This window comes from uncultured Sphingomonas sp. (assembly GCF_937859915.1).
Taxonomy (GTDB): domain Bacteria; phylum Pseudomonadota; class Alphaproteobacteria; order Sphingomonadales; family Sphingomonadaceae; genus Solisphingomonas.
The window spans coordinates 30,494-46,956 of record NZ_CALMAW010000010.1 but is presented as its reverse complement, the minus strand read 5'-3'; the positions used below and the strand labels follow the sequence as shown (position 1 = coordinate 46,956).

Genomic DNA, 16,463 nt, shown 5'->3' with positions numbered 1-16,463 from the left:
GTCGAGCGTGTCGGGGTCGATCAGGACATGCGCTGGCTGGTGAAAGGCGCCGACAAGATTTTTGCCGGCACGCGAATTGATCGCGGTCTTGCCGCCGACCGAGGAATCGACCTGCGCGAGCAGGCTGGTCGGGATCTGGACGAAGCCGCAGCCGCGCTTGAGAATAGCGCAGGCGAAGCCGACGAGATCCCCGATCACGCCGCCGCCGAGCGCAATGACGTTATCGGAGCGCTCGACCCCGAGCACGATCAGCCGATCGGTCAGCGCTTCGAGCTGTGCCCAGCTCTTGGTGGCCTCGCCCGCGGGAAGGATGATCGACTCGACTCCAATCCCGGCCGTGCCGAGCGACACGGTCAGGGTATTGAGATGCGCGGCGGCGACGTTCGAATCGGTGACCACGACGAAGCGTCCGCGCGGCGCATAGGCCGCCAGCCGTGCGCCGGCGCGACCCAGGCCGCCCGGTTCGATCGCCACCTCGTAGCTGCGATCGCCGAGCGAGACGGGGATGACGGTCATGGATGCAGCGCCTTGAGGATCGCGTCGACCGTTGCCTCGTGCGGCAGCGGTTCCGAGAGGATGTGGATCGGGGCGAGCGCATAGACCGGGTTGCGGCGCTCGGCGAGATCGGCGAGCACCGCGCGCGGATCGCGGCCCTGCAGCAGCGGTCGGTCGTTGCGCCGGCGGACGCGCTCGACCAGCACGTCGATATCGGCGTCGAGCCAGATCGCGGTGGCGCGATCGAGGATCAGTGCACGGGTCTGCTCGTTCATGAAAGCGCCGCCGCCGGTTGCGATTACCTTGGGGTTGCCGTCGATCAGCCGCGCGATCACGCGCCGCTCGCCGTCGCGAAACCCATCCTCGCCGAAGCGTTCGAAGATGTCGGGGATAAGCAGCCCGGCGGCGGCCTCGATCTCGCGATCGGCATCGACGAAGGGGAGGTGCATCCGCGCCGCCAGCCGCCGCCCGACCGTCGACTTGCCGACGCCCATCATGCCGACCAGCACCAGCGGGCGCGCCGATGGCGAAGGCGACGCGGCAGATCGTTGCGGAGGCGGGCTTTGCGGCATGCCGGCGGGGCTATACACAGGGCCAGGGGATCGGGCAAAAGCGCCCTCCTTCACACGGCCGTTCTTTTTCTTGTTCGTCGGGAAACCCATGTCGCGCGCCAGCATCGTTCTGATCGTCATCGTCCTCGCCATCGTGGCCGCCTTGGTCTGGCTTTCGCACCGCTCCGTCGGGGTGACGCCCCACCATATCGAGCAGGTGGTGACGTCGAATGGCGCTGCAGATGGCACGCACTAAGCTCGCCGTCGGCTTGCTTGCCGGTGCGGCGCTGGTCGCGGTCGCGATCCCCGCCTTCGGCCAGCAGTCGCCGCAATCCATTCTGCCGCCGGGCTTCGGTGCCGCGCCCAAGGCCGCGCCCGCTGCCCCGCCGCCGCCATCGCCGTCGGAGGACGACGGCGGCGGGCAGGTGACGCCGACGCTGTCGCTCGCACCGCCGAGCCAGGACCAGGCCAATATCGTGTCTGCCGCCGCCGCAGCCGACGACGAGGCGGACAATGCTGACAATGCCGCCGCGGAAGCCGCCGAGGCGCTGCGCAAGCAGGACATCCCGGAATTCGCGCGGCGGGCGACCGACCATGTCGGCATCCTCGATCCGTCGGTCACCGGCATTCCCGCCGACGGCTTCGGCAACACCGCCGGCCGCTACCTGAACACGCTGATGGCGCGGCTTGATGCCCCGATCGCGTCGCGCTGGGTGTCGATGCTGCTGCGCCGCGTGCTGACCACCGACATCGGCACGCCGGGCGGGGTCGATCCATCCGACTGGGTCGCCGAGCGCGCGTCGTTGTTGGCGCGGATGGGCGAAGCGGATGCAGCGCGGCTGCTCGTCCAGCGCGTCGATCCCGACAAGGCAACACCGCGCTACGACCAGGCGGTGCTCGACTCGGCGATGGCCTCGGCCGATCCCGGCGCGCTCTGCCCGGTCGCGGACACCGCCGAGACGATGAACCCCCAGCCTTTCTGGCCGTTGGCGCGCGCGATGTGCGCTGGGCTGTCGGGCGAGGCGGGGACGGCGAGCGCGCTGATCGATCGCGCGCGCTCGCAGCCGGGTGCCGCGACCGGCATCGACCTGCTGCTCGCGCAGCGCGTGGTCGGCGCCGGCACGGGCAGCCGGCGCGCGGTGAACATCGAATGGTCGAGCGTCAACGCGCTGAGCAGCTGGCGCTTCGGGCTGGCGAGCGCTGTCGGCCTGGTGATGCCTGACAGCCTGCTCGACCAGGGTGGTCTCGCGATGCAGGCGTGGCGCGCACGCGCGCCGATGCTGCCGGTGCAGTCGCGGCTAGCAGCGGAGCGCACCGCGGCGACGCTGGGGGTGGCCTCGGCGGCCGATCTCGTCGACATGATCGCACAGCAGGCCGAGACCGGCGACGCCTATGCGATGGACGAGACACCCGCCGGTCGTCTGCGCACCGCCTATGCCGCGCGCGACGAGGGCGACCGGGTTGCTGCGCTGCGCGCGTTATGGGCGGACCCGACCGGCGAGCGCGATCAATATGCGACGCGCATCCTTACCGCGCGGGCCGCTGCGCGGATTACCCCGTCATCGGACTATGAGGACGACGCCTCGGCGCTGATCGCGGCGATGCTGTCGGCCGGGCTCGACACGCAGACCGCGCGCTGGACCGGCGTCGTCCGCGCCGGCAAGGGATCGAAGATCGACGAAGCCTGGGCGCTGATGGCGGTCGGCGCGCCAAGGCTGGCGGTCGATGTCGGTGACGACCGCATCGCCAATTTCGGCGAGGGCGGCCGCGGATCGGCGACGCTGCGCGCCCAATTCCTGTTCGTCAGCCTCGCGGCACTGGGCCGGATCGCGCCGGTCGACGTCGATCGTCTGGCGCAGCGGCTCGCCGTGCCGCTTGGTCAGCGCAACAGCTGGACGCGCGCGATCGGCTCGGCGGCAGCGCGCGGCGAACCCGCGACGGTCGCGCTGCTCGCCGCGGTCGGCATGCAGACCAGCGACTGGACGCAGGTTTCGCCGGTCTTTCTCTATCATATCATCGCATCGCTGCGCGCGGTCGGGCTCGAGCCAGAGGCACGGATGGTTGCTGCCGAAGCCTTGATGCGGACATGAGGAAGGACGGGTGAGAGCCGGCACCGCCTTCGCCCACGGCGAGGACGGGCGCGCGATCGAGCGGTTCCTCGAGGCGATCGCGGCGGAAGCGGGTGCGTCGCCCAATACGTTGATGGCGTACGGGTCCGATCTGCGCGGTGCCTCGACGCTGCTCGGCGGTCGGCTGGCGGGCGCGGACGCGGCGGCGCTCGCGGTGCTCGGCGAAGCGTGGCAGGCGCTGGCGCGGGCGACGATCGCGCGCAAGGCGGCAGCACTCAGGCGCTTCTACGGCTTCCTGCTCGACGAAGGCGACCGCGCCGACGACCCGTCCGGCAGCTTGCCGCGTGGTTTGGTGCGGCGGCCACTGCCCAAGATCCTCGGCCATGACGAGGTCGATCGGCTGTTCGGCGCGCTCGCCGAGCGGAGCGGCGAAGGGGCGTCGCCCGCCAATCTGCGCCTCGTCGCGCTGGTCGAGCTGCTCTACGGATCCGGCCTCCGCGCGACCGAGCTAGTCTCGCTGCCGCGCGCCGCGATCCGCAGCGGCCAACCCTATCTGATCCTCAGGGGCAAGGGCGGGCGCGAGCGGTTGGCACCGATCTCGGCGCGGGCGCTGGCGGCGGTCGCGACATGGCGTGCGTTGGTGCCGCCCGGGCAACCCTGGCTGTTTCCCTCGGGCAAGGGCCATCTCAGCCGCGTTCGCCTCTACCAGCTTGTCCAGGAGCTCGGCGCCGAGGCGGGAATTTCGCCCGACAGGATCAGTCCGCACGTGCTGCGCCACGCCTTCGCGACGCACCTGCTCGAAGGCGGCGCGGACCTGCGCGCGCTACAGGCCATGCTTGGCCATGCCGACATCGCGACCACGCAAATCTATACGCATGTCGACAGCCGCCGGCTGATCGAGCTGGTCAACGCACGGCATCCGCTCGCCGACGCGTCGCGGACGCCACCGTGCGATGGCGGCTCGCGCGTTGACGCCGCCGACCCGCCGGCTTACCCCGCCGAACTATGACATTTCTCGACTTCGAAAAGCCGATCGCCGATCTCAATGCGCGTGTCGCCGAGCTGCGCGAGACCGCGGATGCAAGCTCGATCGACATCGCGCAGCAGGTTGCCAGCCTCGAGGCCAAGGCCGACAGGATGCTGCGCGAGACCTACGGCAAGCTAACGCCGTGGCAGAAGACTCAGGTCGCGCGGCATCCGCAGCGACCGCATCTCAAGGACTATATCGGCGGTATCGTCGAGGATTTCATGCCGCTGGCCGGCGACCGCGCCTTCGCCGACGACAAGGCGATCATCGGGGGTCTTGGCCGGATCGGCGGACGGCGCGTGATGGTGATCGGGCATGAAAAGGGCGACGACACCGCGACCCGGCTGCGCCACAATTTCGGCATGGCCAAACCCGAAGGGTATCGCAAGGCGATCCGGCTGATGGAACTCGCCGACCGCTTTCATCTGCCGGTGGTCACGCTGGTCGACACCTCGGGTGCCTTTCCCGGCGTCCAGGCCGAGGAGCGCGGCCAGGCCGAGGCCATCGCGCGATCGACCGAGACCTGCCTCGCGCTCGGCGTGCCGCTCGTCACCGCGATCGTCGGCGAGGGCGGATCGGGTGGGGCGGTGGCGCTGGCGGCCGCCAATCGCGTGCTGATGTTCGAGCATGCGGTCTATTCGGTCATCTCGCCCGAAGGCTGTGCGTCGATCCTGTGGCGCACCGCGGAGAAGGCCGCCGACGCGGCGGATGCGATGAAGATCACCGCGCAGGATCTGCTCAAGCTCGGGGTGATCGACCGTATCATCGCTGAGCCGCTAGGCGGCGCGCATCGGGATCCGACGGTCGCGATAATTGCGCTGGGCACGGCGCTCGGCGAGGAGCTCGATACGTTGGCGCCGCAGAATGCGCAGAGCGTACGCCAGCAGCGCCGGAACAAGTTTCTTACGCTAGGCTGACGGCACCCGCGGTTGCGGCACTGCATGGTACCGACGCAAAAAGGGCGGCGGGATAACTCCCACCGCCCGTCCTGGTAACGATATCGCCTAGATCTAGCTTAGCTCTGGACGAGGTTGTTCGACACCTTCGAGAAGGTCTTCTGGAGGTTGGTGCCGAGCGTCGTCATGGCGGAAATCGCGGCGACGGCGATCAGCGCGGCGATCAGGCCGTACTCGATCGCGGTGGCGCCCTTGTTGTTCTTCAGAAACTTGCGCATTGGGATTCTCCTACGTTCAGTCCGAAACACTACCCGGCTTTCCCTGGTGGGGGTCCGCTTCCAAGCCTTACGGGCGATGGAGTTGCCAAACGTTTAATTGGTCGGTCCGGAATAGACGAATTCGTCACTTGGTGGCGTTGGCGACCTGCGTGTTGACGGAGCCCCAGGTCGCGATGACGTGATCGGCGACGCTGTGGACTGCGCCGATGATGGCCAGGAAGATGAGTGCCAGGATCAGGCCATATTCGATCGCCGTGGCGCCGCGCCGATCGCGGAACAAGGCTCGAAACTGTCGCACACGAACCCCCGAATCCACATCCGCGATCGGTCCTATTCGCTATTGCTTAAGGAAGATTTACGGCAATGGAACCATGTTTGCCGCCGACCACGCTTCTGCTGGTGACCGCCGCCGCGCTGATCGATCGTGACGGTCGTGTACTGGTCCAACAGCGCGCAACCGGCCCGCTGGCCGGGCTTTGGGAGTTTCCCGGCGGCAAGATCGAAGCCGGCGAGACGCCATCCGTCGCGCTGATCCGCGAATTGCACGAGGAACTCGGCATCGACGTCGAGGCGGCCTGCCTCGCGCCCGCCGCGTTCGCGAGCGAACCGCTTGGCGATCGGCATCTGCTGCTGCTGCTCCACGTCTGCCGCAAGTGGATGGGGATCCCGCAGCCACTCGAGGCCGCGGCGTTGCGCTGGGTGCGTCCGGTCGAACTGTTCGCGCTGCCGATGCCCGAGCCCGACCGGCCGCTGATCGGGCTGCTCGAGGCGCTGGTCTAGATATCGCCTGCGGGCGATGATTTGCGGTTCGGCCTATTGCTTGGGCTTGAGCGTGGCGGCGAGCGATGCGGTGGCGCTACCGCGCCGCGCGGGCTTAGGTTGCGACTCATCTGGTGCCCAGCCAATCAGGTAGACCAGCGCGAAGGTTTCGCTGACGCGACCGTCGGGATCGGCCTGCGACGCGAAGGCGGCATGCGCGGCAATCGCCTGGAGCCGCGACAGCGGCGCGGGCGTTCCCGCCAACACGCTGCCAAGCGCACCGAAGCGCAGGTCGGCAAGAAGCCCATCGAGCCCACCATAGCGGACGTCCAGGGTCTCGCCGTCGGCGACGGGCAGCACGAAACCGGCGCGGCCAAGCAGGTCGCCCGCCGACCGAACGTCAACCAGCGGATGGATACGCGGCGCGACGCCGCGGGCGTCGGCAAGATCGGCCTCCAGCATTGCGGCGCGGAGCCGCGGCAGGCTGCCGGCCCCGATAAAGCCCGCGAGGAACAGCCCGTCGGGCTTGAGCACGCGCCGAGCGAGCAGGAGCGCACCGGGCAGGTCGTTGACGCTGTCCAGAGTGTTGGCCGAAACGAGTAGGTCGAAGCTTCCGTCGGCGAAGGGCAGGCGGTCCTCGTCCGCCTGGACGCCCCCTGCGGCCTTGGCGGCGACGAAACCGGCGTCCATCGACACGATCGTCATGCCTTTGGCCGCCAGGGTTCCGGCGATGCGCGCGTCCGTGGCGCCGATCACCAGCGCGCGCGAAAAATGGCGCTCGACCAGATCGAGCCGGGCGAGCAACTCGTCCGCAATATGCTGGGTCAGGAACCCATGCGCGCCGAAGCGCGCCATCGCCCGATCGCGACGCGTACGGCGGCGGACGCGGTCGAAGGGTTCATGCGGGGCGGTGGCCATGGCGGGGCTTGTGCAGCGTGGCGGCACGGCGGACAAGAGGCCATGGCCACGTCCGCCGCCCGCCTCCTTCGTGCCTGCTGGTCGGCGGGTGTCGACTTCGCGCTGCCGCCGCGCTGCCCCGGCTGCGGCCAGATCGTCGACGGCGACCATCGCTTCTGCATCGGCTGCTGGCAGGCGCTCGCGTTCCTCGGTCCGCCGGCCTGCGCGATGTGCGCGCTACCGCTGCCGCATGAAGGCGGGGAGGGCGCGCTCTGCGGCGCGTGTCACGCCGATCCGCCTGCCTTCGATCGTGCCTATGCGGCGGTCGCCTATGGCGAGGTGGCACGCACTGTCGCGCTGCGACTCAAATATGGCGGGAGGCCGGGCGTCGCGCGGACGATGGCGGGCCAGATGGCGCGGCTGGTGCGCGACGCGCCGCAGGACATGCTCGTCGCCGCCGTGCCGCTGCATCGCTGGCGATTGTGGCGCCGCGGCTATAATCAAGCGCTGCTGATCGCGCGTGCCGTCGCTGGTCGCTGCGGCTTGGAGTGCCGCCCGGACCTGCTGGTTCGCACCAAGCCCACCCCGGTTCTGCGCGGGCTAGGCCGTAAGGCGCGCGCGCGCGCCGTCGCGGGCGCGTTCGCGGTCCCCGCAGTGCATCGCCGGATGCTGCGCGAACGCCGCGTGCTGCTCGTCGACGATGTCTTCACCAGCGGCGCCACCGCCCAGGCCTGCGCCAAGGCGTTGAAACGCGCCGGCGCGGCCGAAGTCCGGCTGCTCTGTTGGGCGCGCGTGCTGCGCGACGATGCCGAGGGGCGTTGACATTGGCGGTGCCAATCCACAGGTCCGCTCTCAACGATCGAAGGAATATATGATGGCAAAGGTCGAGATCTATACCAAAATGGGCTGCCCCTACTGTGCGCGGGCGAAGAAGCTGCTCGATGCCAAGGGCGTCCGCTACGAGGAGACCGACATCACGATGGGCGGTCCGAAGCGCAAGGAAATGTTGGATCGCGCGCCCGGCCATAGCACCGTGCCCTCGATCTTCATCGACGGCACGCATGTCGGCGGCTCCGACGATCTGGCTGTGCTCGACGCCGAGGGCGGACTCGATCGGCTGCTCGCCGCCTGATCGCCTTGACGCGCGTCGCCCTTCTCCAGCTAACCAGCGGCATCGATCCGGTAGAAGGCGCGCGCCTCCTCGTCGCGGGTCTGGAAGAGGCGGCGGCGGGCGGCGCGGTGGTCGCGTTCACGCCGGAAATGACCGGGCTTCTCGACCGCGACCGGACGCGCGCGGCGGCATCGATCGTCGGCGAGGAGGCCGACGTCGTATTGGCTGCGGCGCGCGCGAGCGCGGCGCGCCTGGGACTGTGGGTGCACCTGGGCTCCTTGGCGCTGCGGCCCGGCGGCGGCGAATCGCGCTATGTCAACCGCGGGTTCGTCATCGACGATGGCGGCGCGGTGCGCGCCCGCTATGACAAGCTTCATCTGTTCGACGTCGATCTGGCGACCGGCGAGCATTGGCGCGAGTCTGCCGCCTATGCGCCGGGGGCCGGGGCAAGCGTCGTCGACACGCCGGCGGGCAGGCTGGGCCAGAGCATCTGCTACGATCTGCGCTTTCCGGATCTCTATCGCGCGCTGAGCGACGCAGGGGCCGAGATTCTCGCCATACCCGCCGCCTTCACCGTGCCAACCGGCGAGGCGCACTGGCATGTGCTGATGCGCGCCCGCGCGATCGAGGCGGGTTGTTTCGTGGTTGCGGCGGCGCAGACCGGCACGCATGCCGACGGTCGCGCCACCTACGGCCATTCTTTGGTCGTCGATCCCTGGGGCACGGTCCTGCTCGACATGGGGACGGCACCCGGCGTCGGGTTCGCCGAGCTCGACCTCATGCGCCTGCACGACGTCAGGTCGCGCATTCCCGCGCTGCGTCACCGGCGCGAAATCCCCCCGGTTACGCGAGCGTGATCGTCTTCGATCTCAGTTGCAGCGCACGCCATGTCTTCGAAGCCTGGTTCGGCAGCCAGGCGGACTTTGACGCGCAACGGGCGCGCGGCTTGGTCGCGTGCCCGATCTGCGGCGATGCCGGCGTCGACAAGGCCCCGATGGCGCCGCGGATAGCGGCCGGCAGCAGCGCCAGCCCGGCGCCCGATCGCAAGGCGATGATGCAGGCGATGATGGCGATGCAGGCCAAGATGCTGAGCGGCTCCGAGGACGTCGGCGCGCGCTTCGCGACCGAGGCGCGCGCGATCCATGCGGGCGACGCCGAGCATCGCGTGATCCATGGCCAAGCGACGCCGCTCGAGGCCAGGCAGCTCGTCGCCGACGGCGTCCCCGTCGCGCCACTGCCCTTTCCGGTGCGGGACGTGTCCAAGGACAATTGAGCGCGGCCCCGAACGCGGGCCATCGACAGGCTCGAAGAGGCGTCCGCAAGCCGACGGTCAGTCGCGGGCGGTCCTGGCGGTGAGCAGCCTGCTATGCGTGTGGATCCGCTGGCGTGCTCGCTCCTCGGCTGCCAAGGCCGCGGCGGTCGTGTGAAAGACGTCGTCCTCGGTCACGCGCGGGGTCAGCACGTCCCAGCAGGTCACCGCGACGCTTGCCCGCTCGATGAAGGGGCAGTCGCCGAGCGCCGTCGATCGCCGCCAAAGCTCGCGGGCGCCATCGTCGCCCAGCCGCCAAATCCCGACATGGTCATGCGCCGGCGGATACGGCATCAGCTGCCCGTGCGGATCGAAGCCGAGCAGGCTTGCAGTGACGATGCCGTCCTGCCGGAAGCGCTCGGGCAGATAGACGTCGTTATACCAGTCCCGCAGTGCGGCCGCCTGTCCGGGCCTGGCCTGAAACTGTTCGAGCACGACGCTGCCCGTCTGGAAGCTGCGCGGGGCCTTGTCGCGAAACTGCAGCGGATAATAATGGAAGTCGTCGATCCGCGACGTATCGATCGAGTCCTCGACCTCCATCCGCGGCGTCCCGGCGTTGTCGACATGCTCCTGTGCGAAGCGCGCGGCATCGAACACCTCGTAAAGCGCGAGATACTGCGCCCTGAACCCATCGGGAAAATCCTGGACCTGTTCGCGCGCGAAGCGGAACCGCTGTTGCGCGATCGAGCCGCGGCAGCGCAGCGCATCGCGGGTATGCACGTTGGTATACCAATCGTTAAAGTCCGAATCCCGGCCTTCGACGGCTTTGGTCAGCACGACCAGCAGCGCTTCGATCATGACGGCCTCCTCACGACAGGCCGCGCGCGGGCGGCACGAAGAAGCGTGTCGGGACGCCCATCGTCTCGGTCCAGTCGCGCGGCACCTTGCCGTCGAGATCGGCGATGCCATAGCGCCGGCCGAGCTCAGCACCGATCAGCGTCTTGCCCGAATGGGATTTGAGGTCGGGATCGGCGAGCAGCGCGGTCGCGACCAGACCGGTGAATTCGGGCGTTTCGAAATCGGGCAGCATCGCCTGCATCTCCGGCGGGAACGCCGCGCGCGGGATCGCCTTCAGCATGTCGGTCAGGATGTAGCCCGGCCATAGCGAGACTATCGACACGGGCGTCGCGGCGAAGTCGATCGCCATGTCGTGGACCATCTTGTCGGTGCCCGCCTTGGCGGCGCCATAGGCCGGGCCATGAAAATAGCTGACCGCGCCGTAGAAGGAGATGGTGACGATCAGCGACCGGCCCGAGGCGATCATCAGCGGCGCGGCGTGATAGGCCGCGACATAGTCCGAGCGCAGGCCGATATCGATCATGTCGACGAGCCGGAGATCCTTTTCCCAGAAGGGCCCCGGCCGCGCCAATTCCTGAGCGTGGACCGCGGCGGCGTTGTTGACGAGCAGGTCGAGCCGTCCGGACTCCCGCGTGATGCGCGCGAACAGGTCGGCGACCTGGCCATCATCGCCATGGTCGCAGGTCACCGCGATCCCCGTGCCGCCCGCCTGCGCGACCTCCGCCGCAGCATCGCGCAGCGCATCAGCGTCGCGGCCGGTGAGATAGACGGTCATGCCCTTGCTGCCCAGCGCGCGGGCGATGCCGCGGCCCAGGCCCCGGCTGGCGCCGGTGACGACCGCGATCGTGTCAGCCATGTCGGGACATCCTCTTTCCGCTTCGGTCGCCGAGCATAGGAAGCGGTCCTCGCTCGGTACAGCGCGGCCCGCCCGCGCTAGACCTCATCGCCGCCGCGATAAGGTCCCCGTTGCGCCGCGGAGCCATGGCGCACGGACTGCAGCGCGCTATCGCTTCACCGACAGGTGGTCCGGCTCGCATCGGCCGCGCCACCGAGGCGAGGGACGGCATATGACGGATTTTGCGGATCGCTATGGCCCCGTCGCGCTGGTCACCGGGGCGTCGTCCGGAATCGGCAAGGCGTTCGCCGAGGATCTCGCCGCGCGCGGACTGGACCTCGTGCTTGTCGCGCGCCGGGTCGACCGGCTCGAGGCGATCGCCGCCGATCTCGCCGGCCGCCACGGCATCGACGTGACGATCCTCGAGGCCGATCTCGCGCGGCCCGATGCGCCTGCAGCGATCGCCGCGCAGACCGTCTCGCGCAACATCGGCCTGCTCGTCAGCAATGCCGGCTTCAGCATGAAGGGCGACCACGCCACCAACGATCCCGCCGAGATGACCGATCTGCTGATGGTCAATTGCCACGCGCCGCTGCAGCTGACCCGAAGCTTCATCCCGCAGCTTCGCGCGCGCGGAAAGGGCGGAATCGTGCTGACCAGTTCGGTCGAAGCGTTGATCGGCTGCCCCTATTCGGCGGCCTATTCGGCGAGCAAGGCGCTGGTGAAGGCGCTCGGCGAGGCCTTGTGGGCGGAATTGCGCGACGACGGCATCGACGTGCTGACGCTGTGTCCGGGCGCGACCGAGTCCGAGGCGGCGGCGCGGATCGGCTACGACATCTCGAAGATGGCGCATGTGATGAAGGCGGCCGACGTCGCCGCCCAGACGCTCGACCGCATCGCCGACGGGCCGACCTTCATCAGCAGCGACCATTATCGCGCGACCTTCGAGACGCTCACCGCAATGCCGCGCCCGGACGCTTTGATCGCGATGGCGGTCGGTTTCCGGGCCTCACAGGCGTCCTGAGCCAGAACGGCGCGCAACCGATCGGCCGGGCGATGCCTCGCGAAGCAGGGTGCGCCGGCTTCGCCGCCTTGTCGCGTAATGCTAACGGTGCTCGCCAAATGAATGATCCTGGAGAGGCGTGCCGTGAGCATCGAATTCGAGCCCGTGAAGCCGCACATCGGCGCGATCGTCCACATCGATCGCGCCAGCCTGTTCACCGAGGAGACGGCTCGGCGCTGCCGCGAGATGCTCGACGCGCGCACCGTGCTGGTCTTTCCGCGCGCGCATCTCACCGATGCCGAGCAACTCGCCTTCACGGATCTGCTCGGCGCGCGGATCAACATCACCAGCACGGCCGTCACCGACCGGCCCGCCGATGAACCGGTCTATCAGGTCACGCTCGACCGCAAGATCAACCGCCAGCCCGAATATGTGCTCGGCACCTTCTTCTGGCACATGGACGGGATCACCGTCGACATGCCGCCGCCCAAGGCGACCCTGCTCTCCGCGCGGCATGTCGCAGCAGCCGGTGGGCAAACCGAATTTGCCAGCACCTACGCCGCCTATGCCCATCTTCCCGAAGCGGATAAGGCGGCGATCGACGGGTTGCGCGCGGTGCACAGCGTTGCCGCCAGCCTGCGCCCGATCGCCGATGCCATTCCCGAAGCGGATCGCGAGCGCGTCACCTCGATCGGCTTGGTCAAGGATCACCCAATCGTCTGGAAACGCGAGAATGGCCGAAGCTCGCTGGTGATCGGCACCACCGCCGATGAACACTTTGAGCGCGGGCAGGGTCGTGTCCGCCGCCCGCGCGGCGGCTAGCAGCGCTTCAAGGAAAGGCGTTGCGCCCGCCATGTGCGTGCAGCCTTCGCGCGCCATGATCGCGACCGCCGCAGGCGCGTCCCAGCTGTCCTGCAGTACCGCGCGCGTGCCGAACAGCAGCGGCATCTCGAAGGCGTAGATCGATCCGCCGATATGGCTGATCGGGGAGGGGACGAAAAAGGCATCGCCCGTGCCCGCGCGCCAATGGTCGTGAAGCTGGGTCACCAGCGCGTAGAGCGAATTGTGGCTGTGCAGCACGCCCTTGGGTCGCCCGGTCGTGCCCGACGTATACATCAGCATCTTGACGCTGTCGGGTTCGACCTCGGGAAGCGGCGCCGTGCCCCGATGAGCGAGCAGCGAGGAATAGCTGGTGAACCCCGCAGCATCGCCGCGCAGCACCACAACCTCAACCGGGTCGGGCAAGTCGGCATTCACGCGCTGCATCATCGCCGGATAATCGAAGCGCCGGAACGCCGCGGGCACGAAGATCATCCGGCTGCGGCTGTCACGAAGCTGGAAGCCAACCTCGTGATCGCGCAGCGCCGGCACGATCGGGTGCGCGACCATGCCGGTCAGCGTCGCCGCCAGATAGATCACGGCCGCCTCGTGCCAGTTGGGCAGCATGAACGACAGCGTGTCGCCCGGCCGGAAACCGCGGGCGAGCAGCGCCTGCGCGACGGCACTCGCCTCGGCGTACAGCGTCGCGGCGTCGATCCGCCGTTCGCCGTCGACAAGCAGCAGGGTGTCCGGCTCGTCCGTCGCCTTGCGCGCGGCGATCTCGGCCAATGTCTCGTTTATCCACAGCCCGCGCGCGCGCGCATCGGCGGCACGCGCCGGATCCCAGCGGATCGACCAGCCGTTGAGGACGCGCCGTTCGACCATCGCCTATTGCGGGTCCACCGGTACGGCGGTGACGGCGTGCGGCGCCAGATATTTGGTCGACGACCAGCCGCCGTCGACGACCAGCACCTGACCGGTGATGAAGCGCGCCTCGTCGGAGAGCAGAAAGGCGATCGCCTGCGCCGCATCGTCGGCGGTGCCGGTGCGGTTGAGCGGGGTCATGTCGAAGTTCATCCGCTTGAACACCGCATTTTCCCAGGCATAGGCGGTCATCGGCGTCTCGAGCACGCCGGGCGCCACGACATTGGTGCGGATGCCGCGCGGACCATATTGCGCGGCCATATGCTTGGAGAGGCCGACCAATCCCGTCTTGGCGGCCGAATAGGCGCCGCCGCGCAGGCCGCCGATCACCGCGAAGGTCGAGGCGACGTTCACGATCGCGCCGCCATCGCCCATCACCGAGAGCGCCTCGCGGCAGAAGCGGAACGGCGCACGAAGGTGCACGCCCAGGAAATAGTCGAGCACCTCGTCGCTGGTCTCATCGACGGGAAAGGGTTTGCCGACCCCGGCGTTGTTGACCAGATAGTCGAGCCGGCCGAAGGTATCGACCGCGGCTTTCACCGCCTTTGCGGGGGCATCGTCCTGGGCAATGTCGGCGGTGACGATCGCGACCTCCGCAATGCCTGCCAGGTCTGCCTTGAGCGCCTCGAGCGGCTCACGCGAGCGGCCGACGCCGACGATGTCCACGCCCCGGCGCGCGAGCACGTGGGCGAGCGCATGGCCGATGCCCGATCCGGCCCCGGTGACGATGGCTGCCCTACGCTGCTCCATGAGCGATCGATCCCCTCAGTTGTCGGAGCCTGATAGGGGAGGATGTAGCGTAGCGGATAGGCGGAGGCGCCGGTCGTGGCCGCTCATCGTGCTCGCGATGTCTAGCTGCGGGCGTTGGGATCGGGGTTCCATACGGGCGCGCGCTTCTCGGCGAAGGCAGCGGGCCCTTCCTTAAAATCGGGGTGCGCCCAATGCGATTTGAGCAGCTCCCAGGCATAGGCCAGCGCCTGCGGATCGGGCATTTCGGTCGATGCCCAGATCGCACGCTTGGTCAGCGCCATCGCCTGGGGCGAGTTCAGCGCGATCGCGCGCGCCAGCTCCATCGCGCGCGCCATCGCCGCCTCGCGGGTCGGTTCGAGCAGGTCGATCGCCCCGAGCTGGTAGGCGCGTGCCGCGGGCATCCGATAGGCCTTGCCGACAAGCGCGAGCAGAAGCGCGGCGCCCGGTCCAGCGCGGCGCGCGAGCCCCTGCGACTCCAGGGCGGAGACCTGACCGACATTGACGTGCGAATCCATCAGCGCGGCCTGCTCGCAGGCGACCACGATATCGCTGTCCGCGACGAAATGGAGGCCGCCGCCATTGGCGAGCCCGTTGAGCACGCAGATGACCGGCTTGCGCACCGCACACTGCCGCGGCGAGAAGCGGTTGGCGGCGGCGAACGGGATGTTTTGCAGCCCGCCCTTGCCGATCTCGAGTTCGCCGACCGCGGCACCCGTGCAGAAATGGCGTTCGCCGGCCCCGGTGAGCACCGCGACGCGGATCGCATCGTCGCTGTCGACCCGCTCCCAGGCAGTCTCGAGCGCTATGAGCAGGTCGGGCGATAGCGAATTGCCCTCGTGCGGACGGTTGAGCGTGAGCACGGCAACGCCGTCCGTGTCGACGGCGAACAGAAGCGGCGTGTCGGTCATCGACCGGCCGCCCTCAGCATCGGTGCCTCGGCGCGGGCGACGCGGTCGGCCGCCGTATCGGCGCCGCCGCATGCCGCGATCAGCAGATGCGCGCGCTTGACGACGAGATGCGGATCGGCCTCCTCGCTGAACCCGATCCCCCCATGGACCTGGACGTTGCGCCGGCTGTTGGCGAGCGCCGCCTCGATCGCGAGCAGCAGCGCGGCTTCGACCTGGAATGTGGCGTCGGCACGCTGCTGCTCGACCGCCATCGCCGCGAAGGTCATCGCGTCGCGCGCGGCCATCGCCGCCATCGCCATGTTGGCGCACTGGTGCTTGACCGCCTGGAAGCCGCCGATCGGGTGGCCGAACTGCTCGCGGATCCCGGCATAGGCGACTGCCATCTCGCCGGCGCATGCGGCGACACCGCACAATGCGGCCGCCTCGATCAGCCGGATGCGGAGCAGCGCGTCGTCCGTCGCCCACGCCAGATCGGCGGACGCGATGGGGATGCCGGTCAGCGGCGCCGTCCAGTGATCGTCGTCGACGACGGCGGGCACGACCGAGCCGCCTGCCTGAAGGAGAGCGGCCGCACCATCCTGCCGAAGCAGCACCCAGTCGGCGTGCCGGCCGTCGATCACCGATGCGGTGCCGCCGGACAGGATCGCTGGTGCGACGCGGGCACCACCGGACACGATCAGCCGCTGCGTGGTTTCATCGGCGCAATGCAGCGCCATCATCGTCGCGAGCACCTGCGGCCCGGCGAGCCGACGGCCCAATTCCATCGCCAGCAGCGCTTCCTCCGCCGGGCCCAGACCGACGCCGCCGGCCTCGACATCGGCAGCGATCCCGAACACGCCGAGTTCGCTCAGCGCGTCCCACGGTTCCTCGCAGTCGGTGCGATGCAGCCGGGTGAGCGGCAGCAGCGCATCGAGCGGACGCGAGAAGGCTTCGGCGATCAGCTCGCGGCGGTCGGCGTCGGGATGGAAGTCCATGGCGTTCCTTATCATCCGGCGCGAGGCTGTCATCGACCAAGCGCGACGCCGCGGCGATAT

General features: G+C 68.9%; 20 protein-coding genes and 2 pseudogenes (1 of these 22 cut by a window edge). 11 read left to right on the top strand and 11 right to left on the bottom strand.

The window, feature by feature from the left end; all coding sequences use genetic code 11:
- Together Q0326_RS01700 and Q0326_RS01695 are read right to left on the bottom strand one after the other, a co-directional pair.
- Positions 1-516: pseudogene (locus tag Q0326_RS01700) on the bottom strand (3-dehydroquinate synthase family protein); it reaches 646 nt to the left of the window's first position.
- Complete coding sequence (locus tag Q0326_RS01695) at positions 513-1,067, bottom strand: shikimate kinase (RefSeq protein WP_298686412.1); 555 nt, start codon at positions 1,065-1,067, stop codon at positions 513-515. The pseudogene Q0326_RS01700 and the gene Q0326_RS01695 overlap by 4 nt, the downstream one beginning before the upstream one ends.
- Here Q0326_RS01695 and Q0326_RS01690 point away from each other — a divergent pair.
- From Q0326_RS01690 to Q0326_RS01675, 4 genes are read left to right on the top strand one after another with little or no spacing between them, the layout of a single operon-like run.
- On the top strand, positions 991-1,302 hold the full coding sequence (locus Q0326_RS01690) for a hypothetical protein (RefSeq protein WP_298686453.1): 312 nt from the start codon (positions 991-993) through the stop codon (positions 1,300-1,302). The genes Q0326_RS01695 and Q0326_RS01690 overlap by 77 nt on opposite strands.
- The gene (locus Q0326_RS01685; protein WP_298686410.1) at positions 1,289-3,136 is read left to right on the top strand and encodes a hypothetical protein; all 1,848 of its coding nucleotides are present in this window, start codon (positions 1,289-1,291) and stop codon (positions 3,134-3,136) included. Before Q0326_RS01690 ends, Q0326_RS01685 begins: the two co-directional genes overlap by 14 nt.
- Before the next feature lie 10 nt (positions 3,137-3,146).
- The gene (locus Q0326_RS01680; protein ID WP_298686408.1) at positions 3,147-4,124 is read left to right on the top strand and encodes a tyrosine-type recombinase/integrase; all 978 of its coding nucleotides are present in this window, start codon (positions 3,147-3,149) and stop codon (positions 4,122-4,124) included.
- A complete protein-coding gene (locus Q0326_RS01675) occupies positions 4,121-5,059 on the top strand; it encodes an acetyl-CoA carboxylase carboxyltransferase subunit alpha (RefSeq protein ID WP_298686406.1) in 939 nt (312 codons plus the stop codon). The genes Q0326_RS01680 and Q0326_RS01675 overlap by 4 nt, the downstream gene beginning before the upstream one ends.
- A gap of 98 nt (positions 5,060-5,157) precedes the next feature.
- On the opposite strand, the gene Q0326_RS01670 is transcribed toward Q0326_RS01675, so the two are convergent.
- A complete protein-coding gene (locus tag Q0326_RS01670) occupies positions 5,158-5,316 on the bottom strand; it encodes a Flp family type IVb pilin (protein ID WP_298686404.1) in 159 nt (52 codons plus the stop codon).
- Between the two features lie 124 nt (positions 5,317-5,440).
- Complete coding sequence (locus tag Q0326_RS01665) at positions 5,441-5,614, bottom strand: Flp family type IVb pilin (RefSeq protein ID WP_298686402.1); 174 nt, start codon at positions 5,612-5,614, stop codon at positions 5,441-5,443.
- Between the two features lie 77 nt (positions 5,615-5,691).
- On the opposite strand from Q0326_RS01665, the gene Q0326_RS01660 reads away from it, so the two are divergent.
- Complete coding sequence (locus tag Q0326_RS01660; protein ID WP_298686400.1) at positions 5,692-6,096, top strand: (deoxy)nucleoside triphosphate pyrophosphohydrolase; 405 nt, start codon at positions 5,692-5,694, stop codon at positions 6,094-6,096.
- Between the two features lie 33 nt (positions 6,097-6,129).
- Here the strand turns inward: Q0326_RS01660 and Q0326_RS01655 are convergent, their stop codons facing one another.
- The gene (locus tag Q0326_RS01655; RefSeq protein WP_298686398.1) at positions 6,130-6,993 is read right to left on the bottom strand and encodes a class I SAM-dependent methyltransferase; all 864 of its coding nucleotides are present in this window, start codon (positions 6,991-6,993) and stop codon (positions 6,130-6,132) included.
- Between the two features lie 42 nt (positions 6,994-7,035).
- On the opposite strand from Q0326_RS01655, the gene Q0326_RS01650 reads away from it, so the two are divergent.
- Genes Q0326_RS01650 through Q0326_RS01635 form a run of 4 tightly spaced genes read left to right on the top strand, consistent with a single transcriptional unit; the run spans position 7,036 to position 9,356 of the window.
- Positions 7,036-7,794 carry a ComF family protein gene (locus tag Q0326_RS01650; RefSeq protein ID WP_298686396.1) on the top strand — a complete coding sequence of 253 codons (759 nt, stop codon included), beginning with the start codon at positions 7,036-7,038 and terminating at the stop codon, positions 7,792-7,794.
- Positions 7,795-7,846: 52 nt separating this feature from the next.
- On the top strand, positions 7,847-8,104 hold the full coding sequence (gene grxC / locus Q0326_RS01645; protein ID WP_298686394.1) for a glutaredoxin 3: 258 nt from the start codon (positions 7,847-7,849) through the stop codon (positions 8,102-8,104).
- A 5-nt stretch (positions 8,105-8,109) separates the two neighbouring features.
- A complete protein-coding gene (locus tag Q0326_RS01640) occupies positions 8,110-8,940 on the top strand; it encodes a carbon-nitrogen hydrolase family protein (RefSeq protein ID WP_298686392.1) in 831 nt (276 codons plus the stop codon).
- Entirely contained in the window at positions 8,937-9,356 is a 420-nt protein-coding gene (locus tag Q0326_RS01635) for a DUF1178 family protein (protein WP_298686390.1), read from the top strand. The genes Q0326_RS01640 and Q0326_RS01635 overlap by 4 nt, the downstream gene beginning before the upstream one ends.
- A gap of 57 nt (positions 9,357-9,413) precedes the next feature.
- Here the strand turns inward: Q0326_RS01635 and Q0326_RS01630 are convergent, their stop codons facing one another.
- Complete coding sequence (locus tag Q0326_RS01630) at positions 9,414-10,190, bottom strand: hypothetical protein (RefSeq protein ID WP_298686388.1); 777 nt, start codon at positions 10,188-10,190, stop codon at positions 9,414-9,416.
- Between the two features lie 10 nt (positions 10,191-10,200).
- The gene (locus Q0326_RS01625; RefSeq protein WP_298686386.1) at positions 10,201-11,046 is read right to left on the bottom strand and encodes an SDR family NAD(P)-dependent oxidoreductase; all 846 of its coding nucleotides are present in this window, start codon (positions 11,044-11,046) and stop codon (positions 10,201-10,203) included.
- Positions 11,047-11,257: 211 nt separating this feature from the next.
- On the opposite strand from Q0326_RS01625, the gene Q0326_RS01620 reads away from it, so the two are divergent.
- Both Q0326_RS01620 and Q0326_RS01615 read left to right on the top strand, forming a co-directional pair.
- The gene (locus Q0326_RS01620; RefSeq protein WP_298686385.1) at positions 11,258-12,049 is read left to right on the top strand and encodes an SDR family NAD(P)-dependent oxidoreductase; all 792 of its coding nucleotides are present in this window, start codon (positions 11,258-11,260) and stop codon (positions 12,047-12,049) included.
- A gap of 102 nt (positions 12,050-12,151) precedes the next feature.
- Entirely contained in the window at positions 12,152-12,850 is a 699-nt protein-coding gene (locus Q0326_RS01615) for a TauD/TfdA family dioxygenase (protein ID WP_298686446.1), read from the top strand.
- Here Q0326_RS01615 and Q0326_RS01610 read toward each other — a convergent pair.
- The 4 genes and pseudogenes from Q0326_RS01610 to Q0326_RS01595 form a co-directional block, all read right to left on the bottom strand.
- Positions 12,842-13,732 (bottom strand): annotated as a pseudogene (locus Q0326_RS01610) (AMP-binding protein); the annotation flags it as partial. The gene Q0326_RS01615 and the pseudogene Q0326_RS01610 sit on opposite strands and share 9 nt — an antisense overlap.
- A gap of 3 nt (positions 13,733-13,735) precedes the next feature.
- Positions 13,736-14,521 (bottom strand): SDR family oxidoreductase, encoded by a 786-nt coding sequence (locus Q0326_RS01605; RefSeq protein WP_298686383.1) that lies wholly within the window; start codon positions 14,519-14,521, stop codon positions 13,736-13,738.
- A gap of 101 nt (positions 14,522-14,622) precedes the next feature.
- A complete protein-coding gene (locus Q0326_RS01600) occupies positions 14,623-15,429 on the bottom strand; it encodes an enoyl-CoA hydratase/isomerase family protein (protein ID WP_298686381.1) in 807 nt (268 codons plus the stop codon).
- On the bottom strand, positions 15,426-16,403 hold the full coding sequence (locus Q0326_RS01595; RefSeq protein WP_298686379.1) for an acyl-CoA dehydrogenase family protein: 978 nt from the start codon (positions 16,401-16,403) through the stop codon (positions 15,426-15,428). Before Q0326_RS01595 ends, Q0326_RS01600 begins: the two co-directional genes overlap by 4 nt.
- Between the last annotated feature and the right edge of the window lie 60 nt (positions 16,404-16,463).

What these genes read in the sequence shown, in the direction of transcription:
- Q0326_RS01650 (WP_298686396.1), top strand. Translation starts at nt 7,036, where the DNA reads ATGGCCACGTCCGCCGCCCGCCTCCTTCGTGCCTGCTGGTCGGCGGGT.
- Q0326_RS01595 (WP_298686379.1), bottom strand. Translation starts at nt 16,403, where the DNA reads ATGGACTTCCATCCCGACGCCGACCGCCGCGAGCTGATCGCCGAAGCC.
- Q0326_RS01690 (WP_298686453.1), top strand. Translation starts at nt 991, where the DNA reads ATGCCGACCAGCACCAGCGGGCGCGCCGATGGCGAAGGCGACGCGGCA.
- Q0326_RS01625 (WP_298686386.1), bottom strand. Translation starts at nt 11,046, where the DNA reads ATGGCTGACACGATCGCGGTCGTCACCGGCGCCAGCCGGGGCCTGGGC.
- Q0326_RS01600 (WP_298686381.1), bottom strand. Translation starts at nt 15,429, where the DNA reads ATGACCGACACGCCGCTTCTGTTCGCCGTCGACACGGACGGCGTTGCC.
- Q0326_RS01675 (WP_298686406.1), top strand. Translation starts at nt 4,121, where the DNA reads ATGACATTTCTCGACTTCGAAAAGCCGATCGCCGATCTCAATGCGCGT.
- Q0326_RS01655 (WP_298686398.1), bottom strand. Translation starts at nt 6,993, where the DNA reads ATGGCCACCGCCCCGCATGAACCCTTCGACCGCGTCCGCCGCCGTACG.
- Q0326_RS01620 (WP_298686385.1), top strand. Translation starts at nt 11,258, where the DNA reads ATGACGGATTTTGCGGATCGCTATGGCCCCGTCGCGCTGGTCACCGGG.
- Q0326_RS01695 (WP_298686412.1), bottom strand. Translation starts at nt 1,067, where the DNA reads ATGCCGCAAAGCCCGCCTCCGCAACGATCTGCCGCGTCGCCTTCGCCA.
- grxC (WP_298686394.1), top strand. Translation starts at nt 7,847, where the DNA reads ATGGCAAAGGTCGAGATCTATACCAAAATGGGCTGCCCCTACTGTGCG.
- Q0326_RS01685 (WP_298686410.1), top strand. Translation starts at nt 1,289, where the DNA reads ATGGCACGCACTAAGCTCGCCGTCGGCTTGCTTGCCGGTGCGGCGCTG.
- Q0326_RS01615 (WP_298686446.1), top strand. Translation starts at nt 12,152, where the DNA reads ATGATCCTGGAGAGGCGTGCCGTGAGCATCGAATTCGAGCCCGTGAAG.
- Q0326_RS01630 (WP_298686388.1), bottom strand. Translation starts at nt 10,190, where the DNA reads ATGATCGAAGCGCTGCTGGTCGTGCTGACCAAAGCCGTCGAAGGCCGG.
- Q0326_RS01670 (WP_298686404.1), bottom strand. Translation starts at nt 5,316, where the DNA reads ATGCGCAAGTTTCTGAAGAACAACAAGGGCGCCACCGCGATCGAGTAC.
- Q0326_RS01605 (WP_298686383.1), bottom strand. Translation starts at nt 14,521, where the DNA reads ATGGAGCAGCGTAGGGCAGCCATCGTCACCGGGGCCGGATCGGGCATC.